18 protein-coding genes and 2 pseudogenes are annotated in these 24,229 nt (G+C 59.6%); 10 read left to right on the top strand and 10 right to left on the bottom strand.

What is annotated here, in order from left to right:
* Positions 1-41: 41 nt before the first annotated feature.
* The 5 genes from NQ014_RS08935 to NQ014_RS08915 all read right to left on the bottom strand — a co-directional run bounded on the left by NQ014_RS08935 (position 42) and on the right by NQ014_RS08915 (position 8,986).
* Entirely contained in the window at positions 42-3,536 is a 3,495-nt protein-coding gene (locus NQ014_RS08935) for an ATP-dependent DNA helicase (protein ID WP_257074905.1), read from the bottom strand.
* A gap of 2 nt (positions 3,537-3,538) precedes the next feature.
* Positions 3,539-6,889: an ATP-dependent DNA helicase gene (locus NQ014_RS08930; protein ID WP_257074904.1), complete on the bottom strand. Its 3,351-nt coding sequence runs from the start codon at positions 6,887-6,889 to the stop codon at positions 3,539-3,541.
* A gap of 103 nt (positions 6,890-6,992) precedes the next feature.
* Positions 6,993-7,844: a TIGR02569 family protein gene (locus NQ014_RS08925; protein ID WP_257074903.1), complete on the bottom strand. Its 852-nt coding sequence runs from the start codon at positions 7,842-7,844 to the stop codon at positions 6,993-6,995.
* A 9-nt stretch (positions 7,845-7,853) separates the two neighbouring features.
* Entirely contained in the window at positions 7,854-8,762 is a 909-nt protein-coding gene (locus tag NQ014_RS08920; protein WP_257074902.1) for a DUF3152 domain-containing protein, read from the bottom strand.
* Complete coding sequence (locus NQ014_RS08915; RefSeq protein WP_246820028.1) at positions 8,762-8,986, bottom strand: DUF3107 domain-containing protein; 225 nt, start codon at positions 8,984-8,986, stop codon at positions 8,762-8,764. The genes NQ014_RS08920 and NQ014_RS08915 overlap by 1 nt, the downstream gene beginning before the upstream one ends.
* A 94-nt stretch (positions 8,987-9,080) precedes the next feature.
* Between NQ014_RS08915 and NQ014_RS08910 the strand changes: the two genes are divergently transcribed.
* Both NQ014_RS08910 and NQ014_RS08905 read left to right on the top strand, forming a co-directional pair.
* Positions 9,081-10,445 carry a DEAD/DEAH box helicase gene (locus NQ014_RS08910; protein ID WP_257074900.1) on the top strand — a complete coding sequence of 455 codons (1,365 nt, stop codon included), beginning with the start codon at positions 9,081-9,083 and terminating at the stop codon, positions 10,443-10,445.
* A 69-nt stretch (positions 10,446-10,514) separates the two neighbouring features.
* Positions 10,515-11,858: a PQQ-like beta-propeller repeat protein gene (locus NQ014_RS08905; protein WP_257074899.1), complete on the top strand. Its 1,344-nt coding sequence runs from the start codon at positions 10,515-10,517 to the stop codon at positions 11,856-11,858.
* Here NQ014_RS08905 and NQ014_RS08900 read toward each other — a convergent pair.
* Complete coding sequence (locus NQ014_RS08900; protein ID WP_257074898.1) at positions 11,855-12,313, bottom strand: hypothetical protein; 459 nt, start codon at positions 12,311-12,313, stop codon at positions 11,855-11,857. The two genes, NQ014_RS08905 and NQ014_RS08900, sit on opposite strands and share 4 nt — an antisense overlap.
* Before the next feature lie 100 nt (positions 12,314-12,413).
* Between NQ014_RS08900 and NQ014_RS08895 the strand changes: the two genes are divergently transcribed.
* Positions 12,414-13,514 carry a diacylglycerol kinase family protein gene (locus tag NQ014_RS08895; RefSeq protein ID WP_257074896.1) on the top strand — a complete coding sequence of 367 codons (1,101 nt, stop codon included), beginning with the start codon at positions 12,414-12,416 and terminating at the stop codon, positions 13,512-13,514.
* Here the strand turns inward: NQ014_RS08895 and NQ014_RS08890 are convergent.
* A pseudogene (locus NQ014_RS08890) lies at positions 13,503-14,412 on the bottom strand (IS5 family transposase). The gene NQ014_RS08895 and the pseudogene NQ014_RS08890 overlap by 12 nt on opposite strands.
* A gap of 493 nt (positions 14,413-14,905) precedes the next feature.
* Between NQ014_RS08890 and NQ014_RS08885 the strand changes: the two are divergent.
* Entirely contained in the window at positions 14,906-15,082 is a 177-nt protein-coding gene (locus NQ014_RS08885) for a hypothetical protein (RefSeq protein WP_168164038.1), read from the top strand.
* Between the two features lie 197 nt (positions 15,083-15,279).
* On the opposite strand, the gene tet(33) is transcribed toward NQ014_RS08885, so the two are convergent.
* Positions 15,280-16,503: a tetracycline efflux MFS transporter Tet(33) gene (tet(33), locus tag NQ014_RS08880; protein WP_257037108.1), complete on the bottom strand. Its 1,224-nt coding sequence runs from the start codon at positions 16,501-16,503 to the stop codon at positions 15,280-15,282.
* Between the two features lie 38 nt (positions 16,504-16,541).
* Here tet(33) and NQ014_RS08875 point away from each other — a divergent pair, with 38 nt between their 5' ends.
* Complete coding sequence (locus NQ014_RS08875; protein WP_010154754.1) at positions 16,542-17,111, top strand: TetR/AcrR family transcriptional regulator C-terminal domain-containing protein; 570 nt, start codon at positions 16,542-16,544, stop codon at positions 17,109-17,111.
* A gap of 320 nt (positions 17,112-17,431) precedes the next feature.
* Here the strand turns inward: NQ014_RS08875 and NQ014_RS08870 are convergent, their stop codons facing one another.
* Complete coding sequence (locus tag NQ014_RS08870) at positions 17,432-17,698, bottom strand: hypothetical protein (RefSeq protein ID WP_141751971.1); 267 nt, start codon at positions 17,696-17,698, stop codon at positions 17,432-17,434.
* Positions 17,699-17,753: 55 nt separating this feature from the next.
* Between NQ014_RS08870 and mobF the strand changes: the two are divergent.
* A pseudogene (mobF, locus tag NQ014_RS08865) lies at positions 17,754-18,836 on the top strand (MobF family relaxase); the annotation flags it as partial.
* A gap of 231 nt (positions 18,837-19,067) precedes the next feature.
* Here mobF and NQ014_RS10990 read toward each other — a convergent pair.
* Positions 19,068-19,850: an aminoglycoside adenylyltransferase domain-containing protein gene (locus NQ014_RS10990; protein ID WP_257072335.1), complete on the bottom strand. Its 783-nt coding sequence runs from the start codon at positions 19,848-19,850 to the stop codon at positions 19,068-19,070.
* A gap of 196 nt (positions 19,851-20,046) precedes the next feature.
* Here NQ014_RS10990 and NQ014_RS08860 point away from each other — a divergent pair, with 196 nt between their 5' ends.
* The 4 genes from NQ014_RS08860 (at position 20,047) to NQ014_RS08845 (ending at position 24,190) form a co-directional block, all read left to right on the top strand.
* Entirely contained in the window at positions 20,047-21,426 is a 1,380-nt protein-coding gene (locus NQ014_RS08860) for a hypothetical protein (RefSeq protein WP_257074890.1), read from the top strand.
* A 25-nt stretch (positions 21,427-21,451) separates the two neighbouring features.
* Positions 21,452-22,399: an abortive infection family protein gene (locus NQ014_RS08855; protein WP_081473272.1), complete on the top strand. Its 948-nt coding sequence runs from the start codon at positions 21,452-21,454 to the stop codon at positions 22,397-22,399.
* A 199-nt stretch (positions 22,400-22,598) separates the two neighbouring features.
* On the top strand, positions 22,599-22,994 hold the full coding sequence (locus NQ014_RS08850; protein ID WP_010154750.1) for a hypothetical protein: 396 nt from the start codon (positions 22,599-22,601) through the stop codon (positions 22,992-22,994).
* A 53-nt stretch (positions 22,995-23,047) separates the two neighbouring features.
* A complete protein-coding gene (locus NQ014_RS08845) occupies positions 23,048-24,190 on the top strand; it encodes a tyrosine-type recombinase/integrase (protein ID WP_239299764.1) in 1,143 nt (380 codons plus the stop codon).
* Positions 24,191-24,229 lie beyond the last annotated feature (39 nt).

Here is a 24,229-nt window from a genome sequence, read left to right as displayed (position 1 = left end):
ATAACTGGCCACGGCCACGCGGCAGTTACATACGTAGATGATTATCCAATCAGCTCGCGCATTTTCCTGTCTAACTCTATCCTGCTTGGCAGTAGCGCTTCATCTGGTATTAGCGTCCGTCCTGCCGAAACGTAGAAGAACCCGGCTTCAATGTCTTCGGGGGCAGTTTCCATTCCCATCTCGCGCAGCCTATCCGACCACGCCAGGCGGTAAATCGCCAGCTGTAGCGCCGCTACTTCCCTTTCCTTTCCGCGCGGCATCTGGCCTGTCTTCCAGTCAATGACGCTCCACTTCCCGTTGTCGTTAAACACCGCGTCGATTCGGCCGACGACCCGCCTCTGCCCGATGGCAATTTCAAACGGCACCTCTACATGCGTTGGCGTGCGGTCAGCCCACTCAGATGCCTCGAAGTTCGCCTTCAATTTCTCCAGTTCGCGTTCGGACGCGACTTGTTCTGTGCCGAGGAAGTCATCCAGTTGATCCCCGAAGAGATCCTCATCGTCCAGCAGGCTGTGTGCACCGAAGCGATTCTCCAACCAAGCGTGGAATGCCGTACCTCGGCGCGCGAATCGGTTTGGCTTAAACGGCACCGGGCGTGCTTTCCGACGAGCAAACGCGACCGGATCCGCAATCATGGCTTGGTATTCGCTAGTGGACATGCTTGTCGGCATTGGTAGATGAATCTCCGCGGCCTTAGCTCGAAGGATTTCATCCACAAGAATGGTCGTTTCCGTTTCCCATACCTCAGACAGGTCACCTGCAATGGGGCGCTCATTCTGGTCTTCGCCCATGTAGCGCATGACGCTTTCGGCTGCTCGCTGCACACTATCTCGGCGGTTGCCCAGGGTATCGACGGGCCAGACCACCCCATCAACCGCAGTGTCGCAGTCCAAATCGACTTCAGTGTCCTCTACCTCAGGGTCCTCCCCATCTGTCCACGAAACCACATAGTCACTGAATTGAGTGGCGATGGCTGCGAAGTCCGCCGACACGTCGGTGGGTTTCTTCAAGCTCGGATTAGGCCGCCTGCTTGCAGTGACAATGAGCTTTTTCGCGGAGCGAGTCATGGCAACGTAGAAGAGGCGCTGTTTTTCTTCCCTCTCCACTTCTCGCAGCTCTTCCTTGTAGGCTTTGATCACCTTGTTGAGGTCGGTCTGGTTATCGGTGCCTGATATGTCCAGTTCGGGGGCGTTGCTATCGACAGAATCAGCGACAGGAGCCCAATCGCCTGCTGCAAGCTGCGTTGCATCCTCTGTTGTTTCTGCACTAGCCGTTAGCGGATCCACTTGAGTAATTGCGCCAGGAGGAAGCTGAACTGAATTGGTGAGCCACGATGACAAATCAACTCTGTCGAACTTGCTAGTGGTGATGCCCGGAACAGCAACCGTTTCCCACTCCAAGCCCTTTGACTTGTGCATAGTCATGATTTGGACGCAGTTTTCCGGCATGTTCATAGGTGCCCGTTCCAAACCATCATCGTGTTCGACAGCGAATTCCAGATAGTTCAAAAACCCTGTCACATCGTCCGAGATATTTTGAGAATACGTCGCAGCGATATCGACAAACCTATCCAGATGCGCGGTCGTCGGCCTGGTTATCGCAGTAGCGGAACCGTACTGTCCAGCCGCTGCTTCTACGCGAATTCCAAACTCAGTAGCGATGTCCTCGACCAGTTCCGGCAGAGGCTTATTCAGCGAGAACCGACGTAGTTTTCGTAGGCTTGCACCCAACTGTGCGATGCGCGCCATTGCTTCATCTGTGTAGTTCAGTGACTCGCTACAGACCAACCGCCCATTTTTTTCCACACTGCCGCGCGCCAGCGGGGTGCCGTCGTAAAAACGAATATCCGGGTCGGCGATGGCGTGCCCCAGCCCCACCGCAGACGATGCTGCTTCGGCATCTTCCACGAGCTTGTCATACTGGCGAGCGAGCTGGGAAAGCGGTGAGGAGTCTGAAGTCTCTTCGACATTGCCCTTCTTTCGGGCCAACTCGTCCTTGCCTGCCATTGCCAGCTGGTCTACACGAGTGCGAAGTGCCTCCACGTCCGCGGCACCCAAATTGAACTGTGGGCTGAGCAACAGACGCAGAGCATCCGGGTCTGAACTGGGGTCGACCAATATCTTCATCACCGAGGTGAGATCCATGACCTCGGGCAAGTGCAGCAATCCAGCGAGTCCCACAATGATTGCAGGCACACCCCGCTCAGACAGTGCATCTAAATAGACAGCCGATTCAGCATTTGTCCGAACCAGGATGGCGGCATCGAGCTTGTTGCCAGCTGCTTCACATTCGCGTAATTCCGTCTCCATGCAATCTGCGATGTATGCAACTTCTTCCTCACCGGTTGCGGTGAAAGCAAGCTGCACTTCACCCTGACCTGCTTTTGGGCCGGCATCCAGTGCCTCTACCGTACGAGCCTGCCCCGCGAAAGCACGGTCGGAGACTGCGTTAGCAAGCTGCAGCACTGACTGCGGGTTTCGCCAAGAAATGGTCAGTTGCTTTTTCTCCGCTGGCTGCCCATCTGACCGCGGAAAATCATTGACAAACTGCACAAGGTTTTCGGCCGTTGCTCCTCGCCAGCCATAAATTGCCTGCATCGGATCGCCGACAGCGGTGACACAACCACCGGAGAACAGCGCACGCAGGAACAGCCGCTGTGTGTGCGACGTGTCCTGGTACTCGTCGAGCATGATGATCTTAAAGCGACGCCGCTCCTCCTCCCCGACTTCCGCGAAGTCGGTGGCTAGCCGGGCCGCCCGAGCCATCTGCATACCGAAGGTGGCGACATTTTCTTCATTGCACCGAGCTCGAACCTGCTCTACCAGCGGCAAAATCTCTAATCTCTCCCGCTGCTTATCGACGATGCCCTGTAGATCGCCAATTAGTCCCTCGCGTTTACCCTTCTGCGGGGTCTGCTCAATATTGCTGATGAACGCTTCGGTTTCCTCGCGAATCGCCTGCGGGGTAGATAAGTTTGAGTCGATGTTCGACCCCAGCTCAATAATGCGACTAGCCAGCGTTGATGGTGCAATATCGACATCAATTTCGGTCACATTGCGAGCTGTTTCCCAGGCCAACTGCCACTGCGTCGCGCCATCCATAATGGTGACCCCCGGCTCCGTCGGCAGCAAAAGACCATAATTGCTCACGACTTCAGAGGCATAAGCATCGTAAGTAAGCGTGGTTGGGGCAATGACCTCGAGGCTTGCTAGCACCTCTGGTGAAGCTTGTGCACGAAATGCAGCGGAAGAAGCAAGCGCATTCAGCTGTTGGCGGATACGGACGCCGAGCTCGCGCGCTGCCTTCCTGGTGAAGGTCAAACCTAGAACTTCTTCTGGGCGGATAAAGCCGTTGGCGACCAACCACACAACACGGGCAGCCATTGTCGCTGTTTTACCAGCACCGGCACCGGCGACAACAAGCATTGGTTCCATCGGTGCACCGATTACCGCCGCTTGTTGCGGGGTGGGCGGAAAGTCCTGCCCCATCATCTCCGACAGGGTGACGGGATCAATGATGGTTCGTTCCTCCGACATGACTACCGATTCCCTTCTGCTGCCGGGCACGCCTTCGAAAGCGTGCAGAACTTGCAATGATCACCAGCGAGCGCCAAGGCACGCGGGCCAGACGTCGCACGTGCTACCTGCTCTACGCGACGCTCCCAGTCAGCCAACTTGTCTTCCGTGAGCTTTGACTGTTCGCGGCTAGTGATAATGGTCTTATTGTGTGACTTTCGCGGAAATACCAGGTATGCCCCAGATTGTTCAATGCCTTCGCCGTTGTCCACAGCGAGCCCATCTCCGCTTTCAACGAGCTTCCCCTTCGACAGCGCCAGTTGATATGTAGCTAGCTGTGCGTGTCCTTCTACTTCTTTACCGGAGGGCGCTGTCTTACCGGTTTTAATATCGACGATTTGAACTGCACCATCAGCGTCTTCAATCAACCGGTCGATTCGTCCGACAATCACGATGTCATCGTTGATGTTGACATTTACTGGGACCTCGGTTCCGATATCTTTCTTAGTCTCAATCCACCGCTGCCAATCCTCCAGCCCGGTCAACCAGGTCTCTTCCTCAGTACGCTTACGCCACTCCGGATCATCGGACAGGTCCCCAAAAACACGCCGGATCTCAGACTGAGCCTCAGGCACAGTCACTCCCTTGGCGACTGCTTCTACCGCCTGATGCAGTAGGGAGCCCAGATACATGGCCGATGTCGGTGCTGATTTATCCAACATGGCCTTCAGCGGGCAACTCAGGGTTGCTTCCACCTTGGAGGGATTGATCCTCATCGGCTTCTTGTCATTTACCGGCTTCGAAGTCGACGGTGCACGGAGCCCCCACCAGGTGTCTGGATGTGCGCCAGCAACCTCAACCTGCGCCAATCGCGCGAGTTGACGTGCAGCTTGTCGACGCCGCGTCTCAGTCTCCGCATCGTCCACAACGGCTGCACGCAGTTCTGCCAGCAGTGACTCCACAGAGAGCACCCGTGGCAGGCCTTCACCGGCCCATGCGACATTTTCTGCCTCTGCAACATCCGGATTGCCGGCGTTTGCTTCATTAGCCGTAGCCCCGACTCCGTTCGCAGACGACGAGGCTTCCGACTGTTTCACCAGCTCCGTCCCCGAATTACCGAGCTTTTCAACGAGCTCGATAATAAACGGACTGGGAACTCCAACATCGTCAGGAGAATCGACTGCGGTCAGCAGTACCCTGTCGCTCGCCCGTGATACCGCGACGTGCAGCAAACGACGTTCCTCCGCCAGCGCATCCGCCATGGAATTGATGTACTCCCGCGGCTCAATTCCGTGATCAACGAGACCGATGAACTCGTTCTGCTTCATCACCGAGCCAGTCACACCGAGGCTGGGCCACTGGCCTTCCTGGACTCCGACAACCGCTACTGCTTTCCACTGCCTGCCCAGAGCCGCATGGCCTGAGAGAATGCGCACGGCATCGCGCTCTACCCCGCTACGGTCACGTGCGCCGATGGGCAGCTCCTGCTCTTCCACAGAAGCGATAAAACCGTCAACCGTCAGTTTTGGATTCAGCTCCACACGGTCACCAGCAAAGTCGAACAGTGCCATCACAGCATCCAAATCGCGGTCAGCCGATGCGCCAGCTGTACCGCCGCGCAACGATGCCGCCACCAGATGGTCTGCCAAACCAGTGGACTGCCAAATTGCCCACAAAGTTGCTTCCACACCATCGCGCAACGCTTCACGAGCTGCGCTCAACAGATCCAGCGGCACCTGCAGCGCCTGACGTTCACGCTGCGACAGAGACTCAATAAGCTCCAGCTGTTCAGCTGTGAGTCCCTCTGCCTTCAAGATTCCGATGAGCTGAGTCATCGCGGCCCCGCCGAACAGGTCGGCCTTTCGGATTCCGCGCAGCAGACGCTCTTTGACGATCGGATCCATGTTGACCAATGGGCCGGAGAGGAACTCGTCCCACTCCACGTCATCGAGCTGGTTCATAGTTGCCCGCAACGCCACCATCAGCGCTCGCACCAATCGCTGATGACTTAGCACGATGTCCGTTGGGTCAATCTGCACAGGCACGCCCGCACGCGACAACGCACGGAACAGAGAGGACTCCCCTGCACCGGACCGGACGATGACCGCCATATCCTTCCATGCCACTCCCTCGTCGATATGAAGGCGCCGGAAGTAGTCCGCGACTGTGGCTCGCTGTGCACGTTCAGAAGGATGAATAGCTATTTTTACTGCACTCTTAGCTGCGTACGAGTTTTCCGCGGCGCCGGCCTCGCTGTTGTTTCCGACTTCGGATTCACTAGCTTCTTGTGCTCCAACTGAACCAACAATGCCACGATATGCAGGAGCATTAGGCAAGCGCTGAGAAACCGCGTTGACTAAATCTGCGATATCAGCGTTACAGCGGTAAGACTGCTGCAAGTGGATTGCCTTGTACTCGACCTCACCAGTCCCCCGGAGATAGTCATTATTAGCACCGCGGAAGTGGAAAACCGATTGATCTTCATCACCAGTAATGACGGCCACCGCCGCCTGCGACACAAACCGATCCACAAGACGTGCAGCCTCCGGGGATAGGTGTTCAGCATCATCGATCAACACCACCGACTTTCCCCACCGAGCCAGTGCTTGCGCGTCTGTATCCAGCTCCATCAATGCCGCAGAGACAATCTCTGCTGCGTTCAGACTGGGCTCCCACGCCAACCGCATAGTCTGCTGATACTCCGCCATAAACTTGCCAGCCGCACACCACGACTCAATGCCATAGTCCACACCGAGCTGTTGAAGCCTCGGGGCATCAATCCCCCGCTCAGCTGCACGCAGCAGAAAGTCACGAACCGCACGGGAAAAACCGACTAATGGAAGAGCCGGGCGCAACCGCTCTGGCCAATACGCACCACCATCTTCCGCATGACCGGCCAAAAGTTGCCGCACGACAGCATCTTGGCGTGCACCAGTGGTCAACGATGGTTCAGGCTCTCCTCGACTGACGGCGGCATCACGTACTACTGCATAGGCAAGTGAATGCACAGCACGCACCATGCCACCTTGGCCTGCCCCGACCGAACCGCCTTCCCCCAGTTCAGAGGCAAAACGCCTGTCAATATCCCGCCTCAATTCCGCAGCGGCCTCTTTTGACTGTGACACCACCAAAATGCTGTCCGCCGGAATGCCCGCCTGCATGTAGTCCACCGCGAGATCTGCCAGCAGCGAACTCTTACCAGTCCCTGGGCCGCCTAAAACGCGCACAACAGACTGGTTTACAAGCTTGTTCTCTACCACGAGCGCCTGATTATGGGAAGGGAAAAGCGCCTCTACCGCAGTACCCAGCCACTGCCGACGACGAGGAGGTTCCTCCTGGACGAACCGAACCTTCGGCATTCCATCTACGTTCATATGCACCATTGTGGCACAACCTCCGGACCGATACTCGAACACCCATTCGAAATAAGGAGAAAAATACCCCCGCCCCAAAAACTCCCGTAAATACTGCCCGGCGTTACTTAGACACAAACGCGCGAACTAGCGAAGCCGCGCGGAACAGACCGCGATACGCACCCGGCTGCGATTCTGGACTAACAGCGTGGACAAAAAGTCGATAACACATCGCACGAACGAGCAACTGACCGAAATCCGGCAGGTGATCGAAGCGCCGCAGTAGCTCCTCATCAGCCCCCATCATGGACAGACAATCCACTGCCGCCAAGGCAGCTGTCCAACCACGGACATGCCACGCTGGCACGATATCGGTGAGAACCGGGGCGGCCGTGCCGTCGTAAAGCAGCGTGCCGACGAGGTCTGCGTGACAGACCTGCAGAAGCTCCGTTGGCACAACCATCTCTGCCCGCAACTGGAGAAGATCACCGGAGATCGTGAGAGCCTCGGCACAATCGGCGCGGGGGACGCTATCCGCATCGAGAAGCTGCTCGAGGATGCCGATTGGGTCAGAGTCCCAAGCTGCGCGATTACACATGACGAAGTAATCGGGCTCTTTATCAAGGAGGAACTGTGGCCGTTCAATACTGGCAAGCGACTCTTCCACGCGACCAGCGGCAACAATGGTTTCATCGGCACGTGGCGCGAATCCCCCCGGGATGAAATGACGAGCCTGCCACCCAGCAATAACCAAGCGGCCGTCACTGGTACGCACGGATTTCGCCACTCGGACGCCATCGACATCTAGAGCACTGCGAACCTTTGCAGACCACAGCGCCTGCGCCGAATTATGTACCGGCGAAAGGACAATGGAATCGTCGTAGACCCAGCCATTGTCCCAAGCTCGCCCGGCACGATGCGGCTCGCCCTGGGCACCAAAGGCCTCTAAAACACGGTCGGGAGGAGTGGCAATCATAATCTGCTACTACCTTGCTTTCTGAGTCGGTGCGGCCGTATCGTCGTCCGCCCCAAATGGGTACGGCCAGCCGTTGACAGAACACGTCTTGCCATCGACCTGATAGACCTCGCTGCTGTCGATTTCGTGCAGTTCATCGTTCGACACGCTCAGGGTCTGCTGCATCATGATTGGCGCGATACCGCCGTCCCTCGGACAGGGCTCGTGAACCGCGTACCCAAGTCCGTGACCAACCTCGTGATTAATAAGGTATTGGCGATACAATCCCAGGTCCCCCTCAAAAGGCAGGGCACCTCGAACCCACCGGGCGATACTGACGACCACGCGCCCAGGCTCACCTTCCCGCTGCCCAGACAGGTAACAGGAGGTCTCCATTCCCAAGGTGTTGCCGCACAGCTGATGTGCGGTTCCAGTCGAAGAAAGCTGCACGACAATCGTCGGATCCTGATTGCGAGACACTGCCTCGAAAGAAAAATCTGGATCAGCTGTCCAGCCACGTGGATCGGCCAGAATCGAGTTCACCGTCTCTGCAAAGGCGCGCTCGCCACCAATCGAAGGAACATCAATGTTGTCTTCAATTTCCACGGAATACCTGACCGCATTGTCGCGCCCCTCCCCGACCCGGGGATGCGCCACAGTGACATCTTTAAAATTTCCCGAGGGTTCCGTGGCAAAGGCCGGACCGGGTGGCAACTGCCCTCCCTCGTAACCATCACCGTATCCCTCACCAGGCACCGGACCAGGGCGACCATTGCCACTCTGCGAGGCGACAGTGCCATTGCCGGAACCTGAAGAATCATCTTCAGCAGTGAAGATGTCGAAGAGAATGATGACTGTGAGCACCACAAGTACAGGGATGGCATAGGCTCGCCACCCCCAGCTCCTTGCAATGCGTACGAGAAAGGGTTCTTGCGTCATTAGGCGAAGAAGCCAACCTTACGGTCTGCGTTGTTACCGGTACGGACGTAGGCGACTTTGTCAGCATTAATCAAGTACTCCTGACCAGCGCCGTCGCTGAGCTCAATCACACCTTCGCCAGCAGCCAGCTTCTGGGAGATCGCAGCCTTGACCTCCTCACCACCAGCGACGTTTTCAATGTTCAGCTCACGCGTATTGTCTGCAAATCCAATAGTGAAGTCCATAGGTGACATCATAACCATTCCCAAAGCGGCTAGGATTAGAGAGACCGATTAAGCCGTCGTGTCACGTGAGGTTACAAACAGCAAAGGAGTCGCCGTGGCAGAGTCCCAGTCCCCGACATTCGTCGAATTGGGGGTCGCCGCGGAAATCTGCGACGCACTCGCCGACGAAGGAATCACCCGCACATTTGCCATCCAGGAACTGACGCTGCCCTTAGCGCTCGACGGCACGGACATCATCGGCCAAGCCCGTACTGGAATGGGAAAAACTCTTGGTTTTGGTGTCCCCCTTATTGACCGCGTCTTTGATGACGCCCGCATTCCAGAACCGGATGGCACTGCCCGCGCAATCATCATCGTTCCCACCCGTGAGCTATGTGTGCAGGTCGGCGAGGACTTAGCCCGCGCTGCGCACTCGACCAACCTGCGTGTGTGCACTATTTACGGTGGCCGCCCCTATGAGGAACAGATTGAACAGCTAGACCGCGGTGTGGACATCATCGTCGGTACTCCCGGCCGTCTCATCGATCTTTACCAGCGCAATAATCTAGAGCTGTCAGGCGTAAAGATTTTGGTTCTCGACGAGGCCGACGAAATGCTCGACTTGGGCTTCCTGCCGGACATCGAGAAGATTCTGGCTGCGGTTCCAGATGAACGTCAGACCATGCTCTTCTCGGCAACAATGCCGGGCCCAATTCTGACTCTCGCACGTACCTTTATGAATCGCCCGGTGCACATCCGCGCCGAATCAGGCGAGGAAGAGGCCACAGTCCACGAGACCACTAAACAGATCGTTTTCCAATCGCACCAGATGGATAAGGTCTCGGTCATTGCCCGCATCCTGCAAGCCAACGGTCGTGGTCGCACCATCATTTTTGCTCGCACGAAGCGTGGCGCCGCTTCCGTTGCTGAGCAACTCGGCGAGCGTGGCTTCCTGGTCACTGCCGTCCACGGCGACATGGGCCAGCCTGCACGTGAGCGCTCACTGACGGCGTTCCGCAATGGCGACGTCGACGTCCTGGTCGCAACCGATGTCGCGGCTCGCGGTATCGATATCGACGATGTCACCCACGTCATCAACCACCAGGTTCCCGATGACGAAATGACCTATGTCCACCGCATCGGCCGCACCGGCCGCGCGGGACACAGCGGTGTCGCCGTTACGCTCGTCGGCTGGGATGAGACCACAAAGTGGAAGGCTATTTCCGATGCTCTCGACCTGGACATGGCCGAGATTCCGACGTGGTTTTCCACCTCCCCCGAGCTCGCCGAGGCTCTAGACATCCCCAAGGGGATCGATGAGAAGGTCGGGCCAGCCCGCCCGGTGTTGGGTTCCAGGCCACCTCGCGGGCGTGGCGGAAGAGGCCCTCGAAACAACCGCTCACAGTCCCATCATCGCAATCGCGGCCATGGACGCAGCTCAAGGCGGGACGGCCACTCCAATTCTCATCGTCGCAGCTAGGCTGCTGCGCGTGCCAACTCCCCCACCTCACCTCTCGCCACGACCACTCGTCGACAGGACATTCCAACCGTGCTGCAGTCACCACAAGCCAACGCTGAGCCCACCACTGCAAAGACCCGACTGCGTCGCAATCGAATCGCATCAGCAATTCTCATCATCGCCGTAGTGCTAGTCATCGGTTGGACATGGCTCGCTTCACCGGCCCGTAAGGTCGATCGCACTGAATCCACGATACCGACGAGCAGCACAGCGCAAGCCCCAGCCGCGAACAATCCGGAGGCAATGCCACATACTCTCCGGCCGGTGTGGTCCACCGAATCGTCGGCAAGCACAAGCACGCACACCATCTCCCCGGCACCACTGGTGATGGACAGCTCCCTCATCGTTGCTGAGGACCGAGGCGTGCGTGCTATCTCGCTTAACGACGGCACGGAGCGCTGGCACTATCGACGAGATATTCCGCTGTGTGCGCTCTCGGGCAGTGATGGCCAAATTTTCGCGACTTTTCGTGGGGCAGCAGGCTGCGGTGAGACCGTTGCACTCAACCCCGACTCGGGGCAGTATGTCGCAACCCGTAAATCGATTGCGGCTGACAGCCCTGCCGTCGTGCGCTCGAATTCATACGCGGGTGTCTACGACTCTGGATTCCTGGAGCTGTGGCGCTCTGACCTGGTCCGAGTAGTCGAGTACGGCAAGATTCCAGCGTCTCCAGAACCGAAGATGCAGCCACATCCAGAGTGTTCGATTATCAGTGCGCTCACGCGCGTGGAGCTGCTGGCCCTCGTAAACAACTGCGATGGTCACGGACGCCTGGTCATGCAGGCGGCAAATCCGGAGGAATCTCGGAAGCCGGAGGTCAAGAGCGATATTGACATTGGTCCGGTAACTGCGGATATGTCGCTGGTATCGGTTGGCCAGGACACGGCGGCGGTACTGTCAGACAATCGCATCCGAGTTTTTCGTATGGACGGCACGATGCTGACTGAATTGGCGCTGGATGAGACTACCCTGCGCCCAGCGCCGGCGAAAGCTAACTCCGACGGCGATGCCCCGGGCGATGCCCCGCGTGCGCCTTTTACAACGGATCTCCCCCATCACATGACGTGGTGGTCGCCACGTGGTTTACTTGGCTTCCGCCCGAGCACCCTGGCGCCGGATTTCGAGTTTCCTGAGGCCACAGGAACCCCAGCTCCATGGGGTGAGCATGTCTTCATGCCAGTCGCTGACGGAGTCGCGGTATTGAATGCCAAGACTCTCGAAATTATCGGCACGCTCCCGCTGCCTGCAGCTGCGAAATCCACTCATGCAAATAATGCGGACAAGCCGGAAGTGCCCGTGCGCCTGGCGGTTGTCGGTGACACACTGCTGGTTCAGCGCGGTGAGTCAGTCGACGCGTTCGCCATCGAAGCTTAAAAAGAGCGGGCAGCCCAATCAACCGCCTTCGGACTAAACATACAGGCCAGCGCAGCAATTGAAGCTGCCGCCGTCGGCAGAGCAAGCAGAAAAGCGCTCGAGCGGAACATGTAATAGGCCACGCCCAGCAAGCAGAGGTTGAGCATAATAATCGGTCCGCGCCCCCATCGGGCGCCACGCAGCAACATAATCGCACCAGCGAGAACAGCGCCGAAAATAAGAAAGAACCACAGCGCGGTACCCCAACCGGAAATGACCGCGGCCTCGTCGCGGTACCCCATCAAATCACGAATCAGAAGGAAGATTCCGTAGCCCAGACCGAGGGCACATTCGGCGACACCAATCCACGCACCGACCATGACAACCGGAGGTGCGGCCATCGGCCCGTCGGCTGCCGCAAGCTGTTCGGTAGTACGCGATTTGGGCGCATTGCTGCTGTTTTTCTGGTTACTCACGCCCTACATGTTAGCCCGGTGCGAACTGATGAATACACCCTGGAGGCAAGTCGGCCAATGCGCCCATCACAAGTCTGCTCATGCACTAATCTTGGTGCCTGTGCGTGCGTTGCTAATCTCCAATCCGAATTCGACCAGTAACACTGCTCGACGTATGCCCGGCGTTGTGCGGGCGCTTCGCTCGGTCGAGGGGATTCGCTTGACATCCATGTTTACCGCCTACCCTGGCCATGCTGCGGAAATGGTGGCGGGAAAAACGGTTCGCGATTACGACGTCATTATTTCCCTCGGCGGCGACGGAACCATTAACGAGATTGTCAATGGGCTCATGAACTCCAACCCATTCTCCGCACTGCCTGCCACTGAACTGCCTGCCATCGCGGCAATTCCCACCGGCAGCGCCAACGTCTTGGCAGGTGCGTTGGGTATCCCCCGCGACCCCGTAGATGCCGCGTGGTACATCGCAAGCCTGCTGCGCTCCCGAACCCGCAGCACTATCAGCGTTGGACATGCAGCGGAGCGATGCTTCGTGGTCAATGCCGGTATCGGCATCGATGCGGAAGTCATTTCCACCATGGAACAGCTCCGACAAAACGGTACCCGCGCTAAAGCCGTGCGCTATTTGCCGGCAATTTTCACCGCATGGAATCAGTTGCGCAAAAGCCCGCCACAAATCACCGCAACTATCGACGGCACGGAGTTTGGCCGTGACCTCGCAATGGCCGTGGTGTCCAACTCCAATCCCTGGACATTCCTCGGCGACCTCCCCATCGTCACCAACCCCACTGTGTCCCTACGCAGGGGCCTGGGCTTTTATGGCTTCACTTCCCTGAGGGGAGTGACGGGACTTGTCGCCGCAGCCAATTTAGCCGGTTTCTTCACGCGACTGCGTTCCCCCTTCCACATCGAAGCCCGCGAACGACGCGTCGACAACGTCCAGCACATCGAGCTCACCGCTACTGCCCCACTTCGTCTCCAGTTGGACGGCGAGTACATCAATCAGTGTGAGTCCCTCAACATCCGTGTTAAGCAAGGCGCTATCAATTTTGTGGCGCGTGCCGACGATTACACCGAGGACCAGTTCACCAAGAAAGTCGCTACCCGCCCCGTGGACGAGCGCTTGCTCGTTGTGGTGACCAAAAAGGTCATGGATCGCACACGCCGACTGTTCAGTACTAGGGCGTGTCTCTTATATGCGTAACCAGACCAGAATCGCCGCAAGCACCACTCCCGCGCGATACGTGACCGCGAGCTTGTCATAACGCGTCGCAAGCCCGCGCCACTGCTTCATCAACCCAAAGGCCCGCTCGACCACGTTGCGGTCTTTGTACAGCTCCGCATCAAACCCGGGCGGTCGCCCGCCAGCACGACCCTTACGCTTCCTGGCAGCGATCTCATTAGACTTCTCCGGAATCACCGCGGCGATGCCGCGCTCACGCAGATACGCGCGGTTCACCCGTGACGTGTACCCGCGATCAGCAAGCAACGCATCAGGGCGCGTCCGCGCCTGCCCGCACCCAATTCTCGGGACCCGAATATCGCCGAGGACTTCCTGCAACATCGCGCCATCATGGCGTTGCCCGCCCGTCACCACAATCGACAGCGGCCGGCCATGCCCCTCGACAGCAAAATGTACCTTCGTGCTCAACCCTCCGCGTGATCTCCCGATCCCGTGACCTGCCGGTTCAATCTCGCATAACGGCAGATTCTTGTAATTCGATAGAGCCCCCTGTGTCCTGATCAGGGCGCGGCAGGTTCGTACCGTGCTGATGAGCACGGTTGATCGTCGCGTCGATTGACACGTTCCAGTCAATGTCGCCCACTGCATCGGCCTCGGCGAGGATGTGCGCGAATACGCGGTCCCAGGTGCCGTCGGTTGCGTAGCGGCGATGCCGCTTCCACACCGTCTGCCAGGGACCATACCGGTCGGGGAGATCTCGCCACGGGATTCGGGTGCGGTACCGGTAGATGATGCCCTCTACAACGCGGCGGCTATCACCAAACGGGCGGCCTTTACGGCCCTCATTCGTTGGCAGAAGTGGTTCAACTCGCTCCCACTGTGCATTCGTGAACTGCGTAAATCTAGACCGTTGTGACACACCTCAATCATGCTCGAGCACAGGCCCACAATTAGGAGACACGCCCTAGATGGCGGTCGTCTACAGCGGCGCAATCTTTTAACCAAAGTGGACAGCGCGTCCGCGATCAGTCCCCGCTCCCCTGATCGTCGAAGGCAGTAGCGTCGTGACGGTTTCGATGCGCGTGATGATCGCGAGGGATGGCTACAAGCACCTCCTGCGCACGGTCGCGGCCAAGGACGACGACCGCGAGCCAACCCCGTAGGGCCGGCAAAGTAGTTGCGTTTCGATCGGGTAGTTTCTGCGGTTCCCAGATTACGGGCTTAAGGGTCGTTCGTGCTGTCCGCACAGGCCTCAGTCAACCTGCGTCTCGATGCAGTAGCGTCGCAGTTCTGCGATCATCGCGGTCTTGGGGGTGCTGACGAAGCGGAACGCATGGCTGAAACGGACGCGCATTCCTCCAGCCTCGAGGTAGCCGTCGCAGGAAGCGCGTCGTCCGTGGGTGACGACAGAAATGACCTCCACCCGCTCGGGAGAACGGCGGGCGCACCTCTCGGGCTGCACTGGGGCCGCTGTGTGTGGATTTCTCGATGAGCGTCCAGCTCATGTCATCGGCAAGCCACTCGGAGAGGGCCTCCAGCTCTCCCTTGGCCCGGTTCACAACGAAGTCTCCGTCAACGCACTTCCGTGAAGACTCATGGTGCTATGGCTCGATCCGATGCGCCCGGCCTTTCTCCGCGATCGGCACGCACATTTCGATGGGTCTATCAGGCTCCCAGCTGACCTGTCCTTGGTAGATGATGCCGAGTTTCCCGGTGGCGCCGTCTCGCTAGTCGGCCATGGCGAAGCAGTGTCGCCGCCGTGTTGCTCCTGCTCACGTCTCACAACTCACATCGAGTCGCCGCTCGCCCATGAGCCGAACTTCGGGGACGCTGCTGTACCACGCATGATGAGAATCACGCAGGGCACGTAGAGTGCTGCGGCGCAGAGCCAGAGGAAGCCGTCGGCGTTGATGTAAGTGAGCGCGAAGATCGTTGTGAAAGCGACCGGTCCGAAGATCGATGTGACGCTGTTGATGCTGGCGAGCACACCCTGGAGGCGCCCTTGGTGCTGTTCATCGACGCGCTGGGAGAGAAGGGTTTGCAGAGCGGGGAGGCCGATGCCACCGATCCCCAGTGCCGCCAAGATAGGCGCCATGGAAAATGCGTCAGTGACAATCGCCAGGCCTACGAGACCCAAGGCGTCGGTAACACACCCGATGATGACTGTTTTTGCCTCACCGATCCACTCCACGATGCGGCCAGTAAGGAGGGCCTGCACGAGAACCTGTACGATCCCGAAGACGGACAGGGAGATTCCAACTTCGACGGGACTCCAGTCGAGGCGGTGTTCAGTAAACAGCACCCAGGTCGCACCTGGAGCCTGCCCAATGAATTGAACAAGGCCGAATGCGACTAATAGGAAGGTAATCCCAGGCACCGCGCTGAGGCCGGGGCGACCACGATGCTGAGCGAGCGACGCAGAGCGCGCAGGGGAATCAGGACGGGTCTCGCGTAACAAGATAAAGGTGAGTGCCAGATTGCTCGCTGAGAGAAGAGCAGCGAGCAAAAACGGCAGATGTGGCGAGATGGCACCGAACAGTCCACCCATGGCTGGCCCCGCGATCATTCCGCCGCCATAGCAGGCACTGAGTAAACCGAAACGCTTGGCGCGCTGGTGGGGTGGCGTGATGTCGGCGATCATGGTGGCGGTGACCGCATTGGTCGCTCCGGTTATCCCAGCCACTGCACGGGCGATATAGAACACCGACAGAGCGGATGTCGTGGCGAGCACGAGATAGTCGACGGTCGCACCGGCCAGGGAAACAAGCAGCACCCGGCGGCGGCCGAATCGGTCCGACAGTGTTCCCAGTACGGGGGCAAAGATGAACTGCATTACCGCGTAGAGCGCGATCAGCACTCCGACGTTCAGCGGAACCGCATCAGCGGTGACCCCTGCCTCGCGTAGCAGTGCGGGGAGAATCGGCATCACCAGGCCCATGCCGGCGGCGTCGAGGCTAGCCGTGATGAGGACCGTGGCCAACGAGCCACGAGCGGAAGTGAGAGATGACACCTTATCAACGATAAAGTTATCGATGATAAAGTGCAAGCATGGCTCAGAAACAAGCGCGACTCGATCGTGCAGCAGTCTTGCGCGGTGCGAGGCATGTGCTCAATAACACGGGGATCGACGGTTTCACCACGCGGGCGCTGGCTGCGCATCTGCGGGTGCAGCAGCCAGCGCTCTACTGGCACTTTCGGACAAAGGGCCACCTGCTCGGATCGCTCGCAGCTGATGTGCTTGATCGCGAACACCACGCCTCACTCCCAGAGTCAGGGGAGCGCTGGGACGACTTTCTCCTGCGCAACGCGCGGAGCTTCCGGACAGCGCTTCTGGCAGTCCGGGATGGAGCACGGCTGCACGCAGAGTTTCACCGTCAAAAGAGTGACCAGATGCCAGCGGGCTCGGATGCCCCCGAAAGTCAGATCGAGTTTCTCGTGTCCGAAGGATTCGCTGAGGTCTCTGCGGTCCGAGCTCTCATGGCTATCAGCCGCTATACGGTCGGTTTCGTACTAGAAGAACAAACAGCGCTCGACAACGGATGTGAGCCTGTCGATCAAGACCTAGATTTCGAGTTCGGGTTAGTTGCAATGGTTGAAGGGCTGGCATCAAAGCGATGAGGGATGCTCGCGCTTTGGGTCTCTGCGTCAGTAATGTCAATCCTTTCCCGCTCCCGCAGCACCTCCTCCGCGATACTGACGATTCGCTCATGGCTACGGAGCTCACTAACGAGCAAATCAGGGACCGTATGCATGTCGCGTCGCGATCGCGGAACGGCACATCAGCAGCATCTTCACCATGCTCGACCTTAACGAGCGCACAGGAAACAAGCGCGTCATCGCCGTCCTCGAGTACCTCAAGAACTAAGCGTCGAGTGCGTGACCGGCGCGATGACCATAGGTAACGGCGGTTTAGCATCGGTGCCGCATCTTGACACGACTCAATCCGCGACAGCTAACCTCCGCATATGGAGTTCGACGGAATGGAGATCCCCGACGATATCGAGGTCACGGTCTGGGGGAGCAACGAGCACCGGCTCTGTAACGTCTGCCGCGCAGAATGCGACCCCGAGCCGAGCGGCGCCGACGGGTACGGCGTGTGAATCGTCTACGTCTGCCGCGACCACGGAGTCCAATCCGTCGTGGACCCATTCGAGCATCTCCGTTGAAGCGCGCTCTTCGCTATCTCCCTGCATTGACGCAAACATCGCGCTCTCCGCCTTCCGAGGGTAGATCCCAAGATCTGCGGCGCACCTGCCCAGTGTGACGATCTCGATCAGGGTCATGACCGCTGGGGACGGGTACCGGTACCTGCTGAACGCAGTTGTCGCTGGCGACGGGGATCGCGATGCGTCGTCAGCGCTGACAAGGTACTACCTTGAAGCAGGAACGCCTCCCGGCATCTGGCTCGGGGCCGGCCTCCCAGGACTCGCCGGAGAGATCGCCGTCGGTGCCTCGGTGAGCGAGGAGCAGTTACGGCGCCTCATGGGGCACGGGCAGGATCCGAACAGCGGCGAGCAACTGGGGCGTCCGTACCGAAAGTTTGCCACCGCGGGCGAGCGGACGCAGCGCCGCCTCGATCAGCTCCCGAAGTCCCTTACCGCAGGTGAGCGTACCGCGCAGCAAGCGCTGATCGAGGCGGAGGAAGCACAGAAGCCAACGAATGCGCCGGTCGCAGGGTTCGATCTCACGTTCTCGGTCCCGAAGTCCGTCTCGACCCTCTGGGCAGTTGCCGACGGCGGCACGCAAGCACTCATTGCCCAAGCTCACCACGCAGCGATCCGAGACATGATCGCCCTACTCGAGCGCGACGTCGCGATGACCAGGGTCGGCGCGAAAGGGGCGCGTGGCGCCGTCGCGCAAGTCGACGTGCGGGGTGTGATTGCGACTGCCTACGATCATTACGATTCTCGGGCCGCGGATCCACAACTCCACACGCACATTGTCGTCGCCAACCGCGTGCAAGCAGCTCATGACGGGAAGTGGCGCACGCTCGATTCTCGCGCTATCCACGCCGCCGTCACCGGCCTATCGGAGCATTACAACGCGGTCCTCTCGGACCATCTCACTCAGATCCTCGGCGTCGGGTGGGAAGCCCGTGAGCGCGGTGCGGGGCGCTCCACGGCGTGGGAGATCGTTGGCGTGCCGCAGGAGCTGATGGACGAGTTCTCTTCCCGTACTCGCGATATCGAGCAGGTCAAAGACCGGCTGGTCGACGACTACGTCTCGAAGCACGGGAGGCAGCCGTCCCCGAAGCTGGTGTGGCAGTTCCGGCAGCAGGCCACGCTCGAGACTCGGCCCCCGAAGCAGCAGCACTCTCTCAGCGATCTCACCTCCCAGTGGCGAGAACGCGCGACCGGGTGCTGTTGCAAACAGGAATTCCAGATAACTAACTATTTGTTAGTGTGCAGCGCAACGCTGGTACCGGATCCGCCGTTTTCGTCGAAAACGCGAGTTTGCAACAGCACCGCAGTAGGTGCGTGGACTCAAGCCCGGAGTGCCCTACCCGTCCTAGCTGTACTTCCCCGGAATGTTGTGAACAGCGTCGCCGGGGCTGACTCTTTTTGGCCGGAGGGTTCACGTCCGCTCTGCAAGCAATTGGGTGAGATCAAGAACTCCTTCCTCGTAGCCAGTCCAGGAATCTGGCGCGTTTCCCAGATAGACGTCACGGGCAAGTTCCATCAGCGCCCGATCCGCGTCGTTCAGTGTCGGGGCGATCATGTCGGCGGCGGCATCCTTGGAGACGATCTGACCAGTGTCGAGTGTGACGAGGATTCGGGCAAGAGTTAGAAGCGAGTTCATCTCGTCGCCGATGATCTCTTCCATCAGATCGGGAATGACAGCCTTGACCGCATGATGCAGCAGCGCTGAGGGTATCGGTGGAATCAGGTCCCCGAGCGGTGCTCCTAGGAGCCGAACGTTCGCTGATTGAGCGGTAGCGACGAGCGTAAGTGCATCTGGATCGACGGTCGGTTGCGGCAGGTTCCCCCGCCACATGCTTTCTCGTAACCACTCGCCGTACTGGAAGTCGATGACCGGTGCCTCGGTAATTGTCCATGACTCCCCGACAGCGAGAGTCGTGAGCTCGATCGGTCGTTCGCTGGTCGCCTCAGGGAAAGTCTCGGCGTGGCCAATCCAGCCGGAGATCCCAAGCAGCAGTGCTATCAGAGCCTGTCGTTCAGTCCTGTTGAGTGAACTTTGGGTGAGCACGAGGATGTCAATGTCACTTCGCGATCGTAACCCGGAGCTCGCAGCTGAGCCGTATAGGTACGCTCCGAGCACCTTACCCGGATCGTGGGTAAGTAGATGGTCAACGATACGTTGCTGAATCGCTGCTAAGTCGGTGTCGTAAAACTCCATCGTCCGATCCTCTCACGATTGTCGGGCTAGTTGTGATGTCTAGAGTGTCGCCAGGAGCGTCCGGGCCCGACCCCCGGATAGTAGACACGGAGGATTTAGTCAGGAAGCAGGTTTCAGGATAGCAAGTCCGCTCTCCTCAAACACCGCAGGGGTGAGATATTTACACCAGGAATGCCGGCGCACCGTGTTGTAGCGGGTGCACCAGCGCGTCACGCCGGGCGGATATGACGAGATTCTCGAAGCCGCCTACCAAGCCTGGCGCACAGACCTCGCAGCGGGAAAGAGCACGGTGCTGATCGCGGAAACCCTCGACACGGTCTCTGCGCTCAACACCCGCGCCCGCACCGACCGAATCCTCCAGGGCGACGTCGCTGTGGACGGCGTCAAACTCCATGACGGCAACGAAGTTTCCCGCGGAGATCTCATCATCACCCGCGAGAACAATCGGCGCCTCTCGCTCGGGCGAAGCTGGGTGAAAAACGGCGACCGCTGGCACGTCGCCCATGCGAACGACGACGGATCCCTCACCGTGCGGCGGGCAGGATCGAAGCGGCGCACCACGATCACGCTGCCCGTGAGCTACGTCGCCGAGCACGTCGACCTCGGCTACGCCGTCACCGCGCACCGTGCCCAAGGGGCCACCGTCGACACCGCACACGCGGTCGTCCACTCACCGGAAGTGACCCGAGAATCCCTCTACGTCGCGATGACCCGCGGCCGCGAATCCAACCGCGTCTACGTCGCCACCGACGAGCATCACCTCGAGGAGCATCAGCACCGTGAGGACCTGCAGAACACCGCCCGGAGCATCCTCTACGGGATCCTGCAGCACCCTGGCGCAGAGCTCTCCGCACACGACACGATCACCGTGGAGCAGGACTTCTGGGGCTCACTCGAGCAACGCGCGGCCGAGTACGACACCATCGCACAAGTCGCCGGACAGGAACGCTGGATCGCCCTCCTGCACGCCGGAGGCCTCACGGCGGAGACGATCGACGAGCTCGTCGAGACAGACGCCTTCGGGATCCTCACCACCGAGCTGCGCAGGCTCGAAGCCGACGGGCACGACATCGACAGTCTTCTCCCGCGCATCATCCATGTTGGAGGACTGGACGAGGTGCAGGATCTCGGGTCGCTGCTGCGTTACAGGCTCCAGCGCATCACGGCGGCCTACCAGCCTGCTCCGCAGCGGACCGCCAGGATGATCGCCGGCCTGGTCCCGCGCGCGACCGGGATCACCGATCCCGCGATGAGGCAAGCCCTCGACGAGCGGGAGCAGCTCATGGAGCAGCGCATCGATGCCCTGGTCGAGAAGCTCCTCAAGCAGCCAGAGCCCTGGTTGACGGGACTCGACGAGACCGCTCCCGCAGAGGGTGAGGCTGCGGCACGGGCGGTCATTGCGTACCGCGACCGGTGGGGCGTCACCTCGAGCAGCCCACTCGGAGCGGTGCCCGGCGACGATGCTCAGCGCGTCGACTACGAACGCGCCCAGGGCGTGCTCGTGAGCCTTCAGCAGACCGAGCACTCCCCGGAGGAAGTGCGGTCCAGACGGAGTCAGAGGCGGTCGATTTCCTGATGTATGCGGCCGATATTCTTAGTGCATGACGCCAACGAACCGCGCGCGGATCTCTCGCCAGACGCGCTCAAACGTGTTCGATTGGCTCTCGCTTTCCGAGTACGACTGGTCGGGGCGGCTGCAGCATCCGCAGTTCCTCGCCCGGCTCTACGACTTGGAGGAGCTGCCGAGCAGAGACCACAGGTACCGCACTGCCAGCGGCGACATCTACCAGCACATGGTGAACAACTGGGACTGGGAGGATGACTGGGTCTTCAACGACGACCGTTTCCAGCTTCGTAACGGCAGCGACGAGACGTTCCTCAACTTCTTAGCCGAGACAGTCCATCCCATTGTCCGCGACGATCCAGACGCCGCTGCCGCGATGGTCGCTGCCTACAATGACACCCTCCGCCGAGATGGGTATGAGCTCATCGAGACAGACCGTTTCGGAGATCGCATCATCTATGGCTGGCGTCAGATTTCCGCGTATTACGCCCCAACCGAGCTAACGCTCGCCAAGACGCCCGACCTCACCGAGAACTCTGTGCTGCGCCGTCACCTCGATCTAATCAACCGCGACCTCAGCTCAGATCCCGCTGCGGCGATCTCCTCCTGCAAGAACCTCCTCGAGAGCCAGTGCAAGATCGTGCTCACGGATCTGGATATCGAGTTCTCCGAACGAGACGAGCTCCCGGCTCTTTTCGCAAGCACCGCATCGGCACTCGCGATCAATGCCGACGCGGTAGACGGCAGCAAGCGCGGCAGCGACGCCCTCCGCAAAGCGATGCGCGCCCTCTCCACTCTCGTGCAGTCCGTCGCGGAGGCACGCAACTCAATCGGCGACGGGCATGGCTCCGTCAACGAGAGCCCCGCGACTCCACGACATGCACGCCTCGTGTTCAACTCGACTGTTGCAGTCGCGCAGTTCATCGCCGACACCTGGCACGAAACCTCCCATGAGCAAAAGGCTGCGCTGGGCTCCTCCTTCTGACGCTTCTCCACTCCAATCCGCAAGCGGAACTCCACCGCTCTTCCGCACTCCAACCGAGCAGCGTAGACTGCGAAATGGCAGGACAGACCACGCGCGAAGCCTGACGTCGGGCGGAGCAGACCGCCCCAAGAAGCCTCGGGGCACTCACCACACAGGACCAGCCACATCGAAGTGCTCCCGTGTGAAAAGTGAGGCCATCATGAATCTCATGCAGCGTCTGTGGAACGCCAGCGTCCGCACCCGCATCTTCCTGCGCCGCCGCATGCCCACGAACATCCTGCTCGACAAGATCCGCACCCGCCGAGGCCTCAAATGGGGTGTCCCAGCGATGCTGTTCGGCGGCATCTACCTCTTCGCCGCCGCCATGTGCATCACCCTCATCCAGTACGGCTGGAACCAGGCGCTCTACCTGCTGTTCCTCCTGCTGCTGTGGAACGGGATGAAATTCCTCTGGATCGGGCCGTGGAGCCTCATCCGGCTCGCTCATACCCGTATCTGTGAGCACCGAGTGCAGACCTCGTCGCTGCAAGCGGGAAATTCGTCATTGAGTGCAGACTCTTCAGACTTGAGGGATGCAATCTCCACAACTCGATAGCGTCAGCACTACTTCACCAGACGACCAGCCCTGGGAAACGGGGGTGGCGACTCGTGGCTAGACCCCGTACCCCCATCGGCACCTTCGGCACTATCGCGACCTCCCGCACCGTCCAGAAGCGGTATGTTGCCCGCACGAGATACCGCGACTGGGACGGCAAGAGCCGCCACGTCCAAGTCACCGCCGACACCCGCGCTGCAGCCGAACGTGCTCTGAAGAAGAAGCTCGCTGAGCGAGACCTTTTCCAGCCAGGGTTCTCCGGTATGACCGCAGATAGCCCGTTCCCCGCACTTGTCTCGTACTGGTTGGAAGACATGGAGCTCGAGGACCGGCTCTCTCGAACCACCCGGCTCCTATACGAGCGGAACATGCGAACTCTCGTCCTCCCATTCTTCAAGGAAGTCACACTCCGCGAGATCGGTGTCGCGCGCTGCGACTACTTCCTCAAGCAACTCGCGAAGCAGAGCTACAACCGTGCCCGGCAAGCGCGTGTCGTCCTCCGCCTCGCGCTCGCTCTCGCGGTCCGCCACGAAATCCTGTCACGCAATCCGATGGATCATGTCTCGCGTCTGCGCCGTCCGGTTCGAACGCCGGACGTCTATTCCTGGGAAGAGATCGCAGCCATCCGGTCTGGAATCAGGACGTGGGAGCAGCGGGAGGTCACGGCCGGTCCGCGCCCAGATGGGCAACTCGGTCAGATCGTGGAGGTGCTACTTGGCACTTCGGCCCGTATCGGTGAGGTGCTCGCGATTCGTCTCGGGGATCTCGACCTCGACGCGCCGATCCCTGCAGTGAGGATCTGCGGCACGATCATCAGCAGGAAGGGGGAGCCCACGCATCGGCAGGATCATCCGAAAACGGCCCGTTCGGTGCGCCGAGTCGCCCTTCCAAGCTTCACGCTCCGCGCAGTCCGGGAGAGGTTGGAGCAGATCCGGTTCACCCACCCTGACGCGCTGCTGTTCTCGACCCGCATCGGTACTCCGCATACGACGAACAACGTCCGGAGGCAGCTTCGCGACGTCATGGACCGCGCAGGTGTTCCCGACGTTACCCCGCACCGGTTCCGCCGCACAGCGGCCACTGCGATCAACGAGATCGGTGGCCTCCAACTAGGGCGTGTCTCTTATATGCGTAACCAGACCAGAATCGCCGCAAGCACCACTCCCGCGCGATACGTGACCGCGAGCTTGTCATAACGCGTCGCAAGCCCGCGCCACTGCTTCATCAACCCAAAG

Source organism: Corynebacterium sp. 5QC2CO (assembly GCF_024580435.1).
Taxonomy (GTDB): Bacteria; Actinomycetota; Actinomycetes; order Mycobacteriales; family Mycobacteriaceae; genus Corynebacterium; species Corynebacterium jeikeium_D.
Note: the sequence above shows the minus strand (reverse complement) of the source record. Positions and strands in the feature narration are given on the sequence as shown.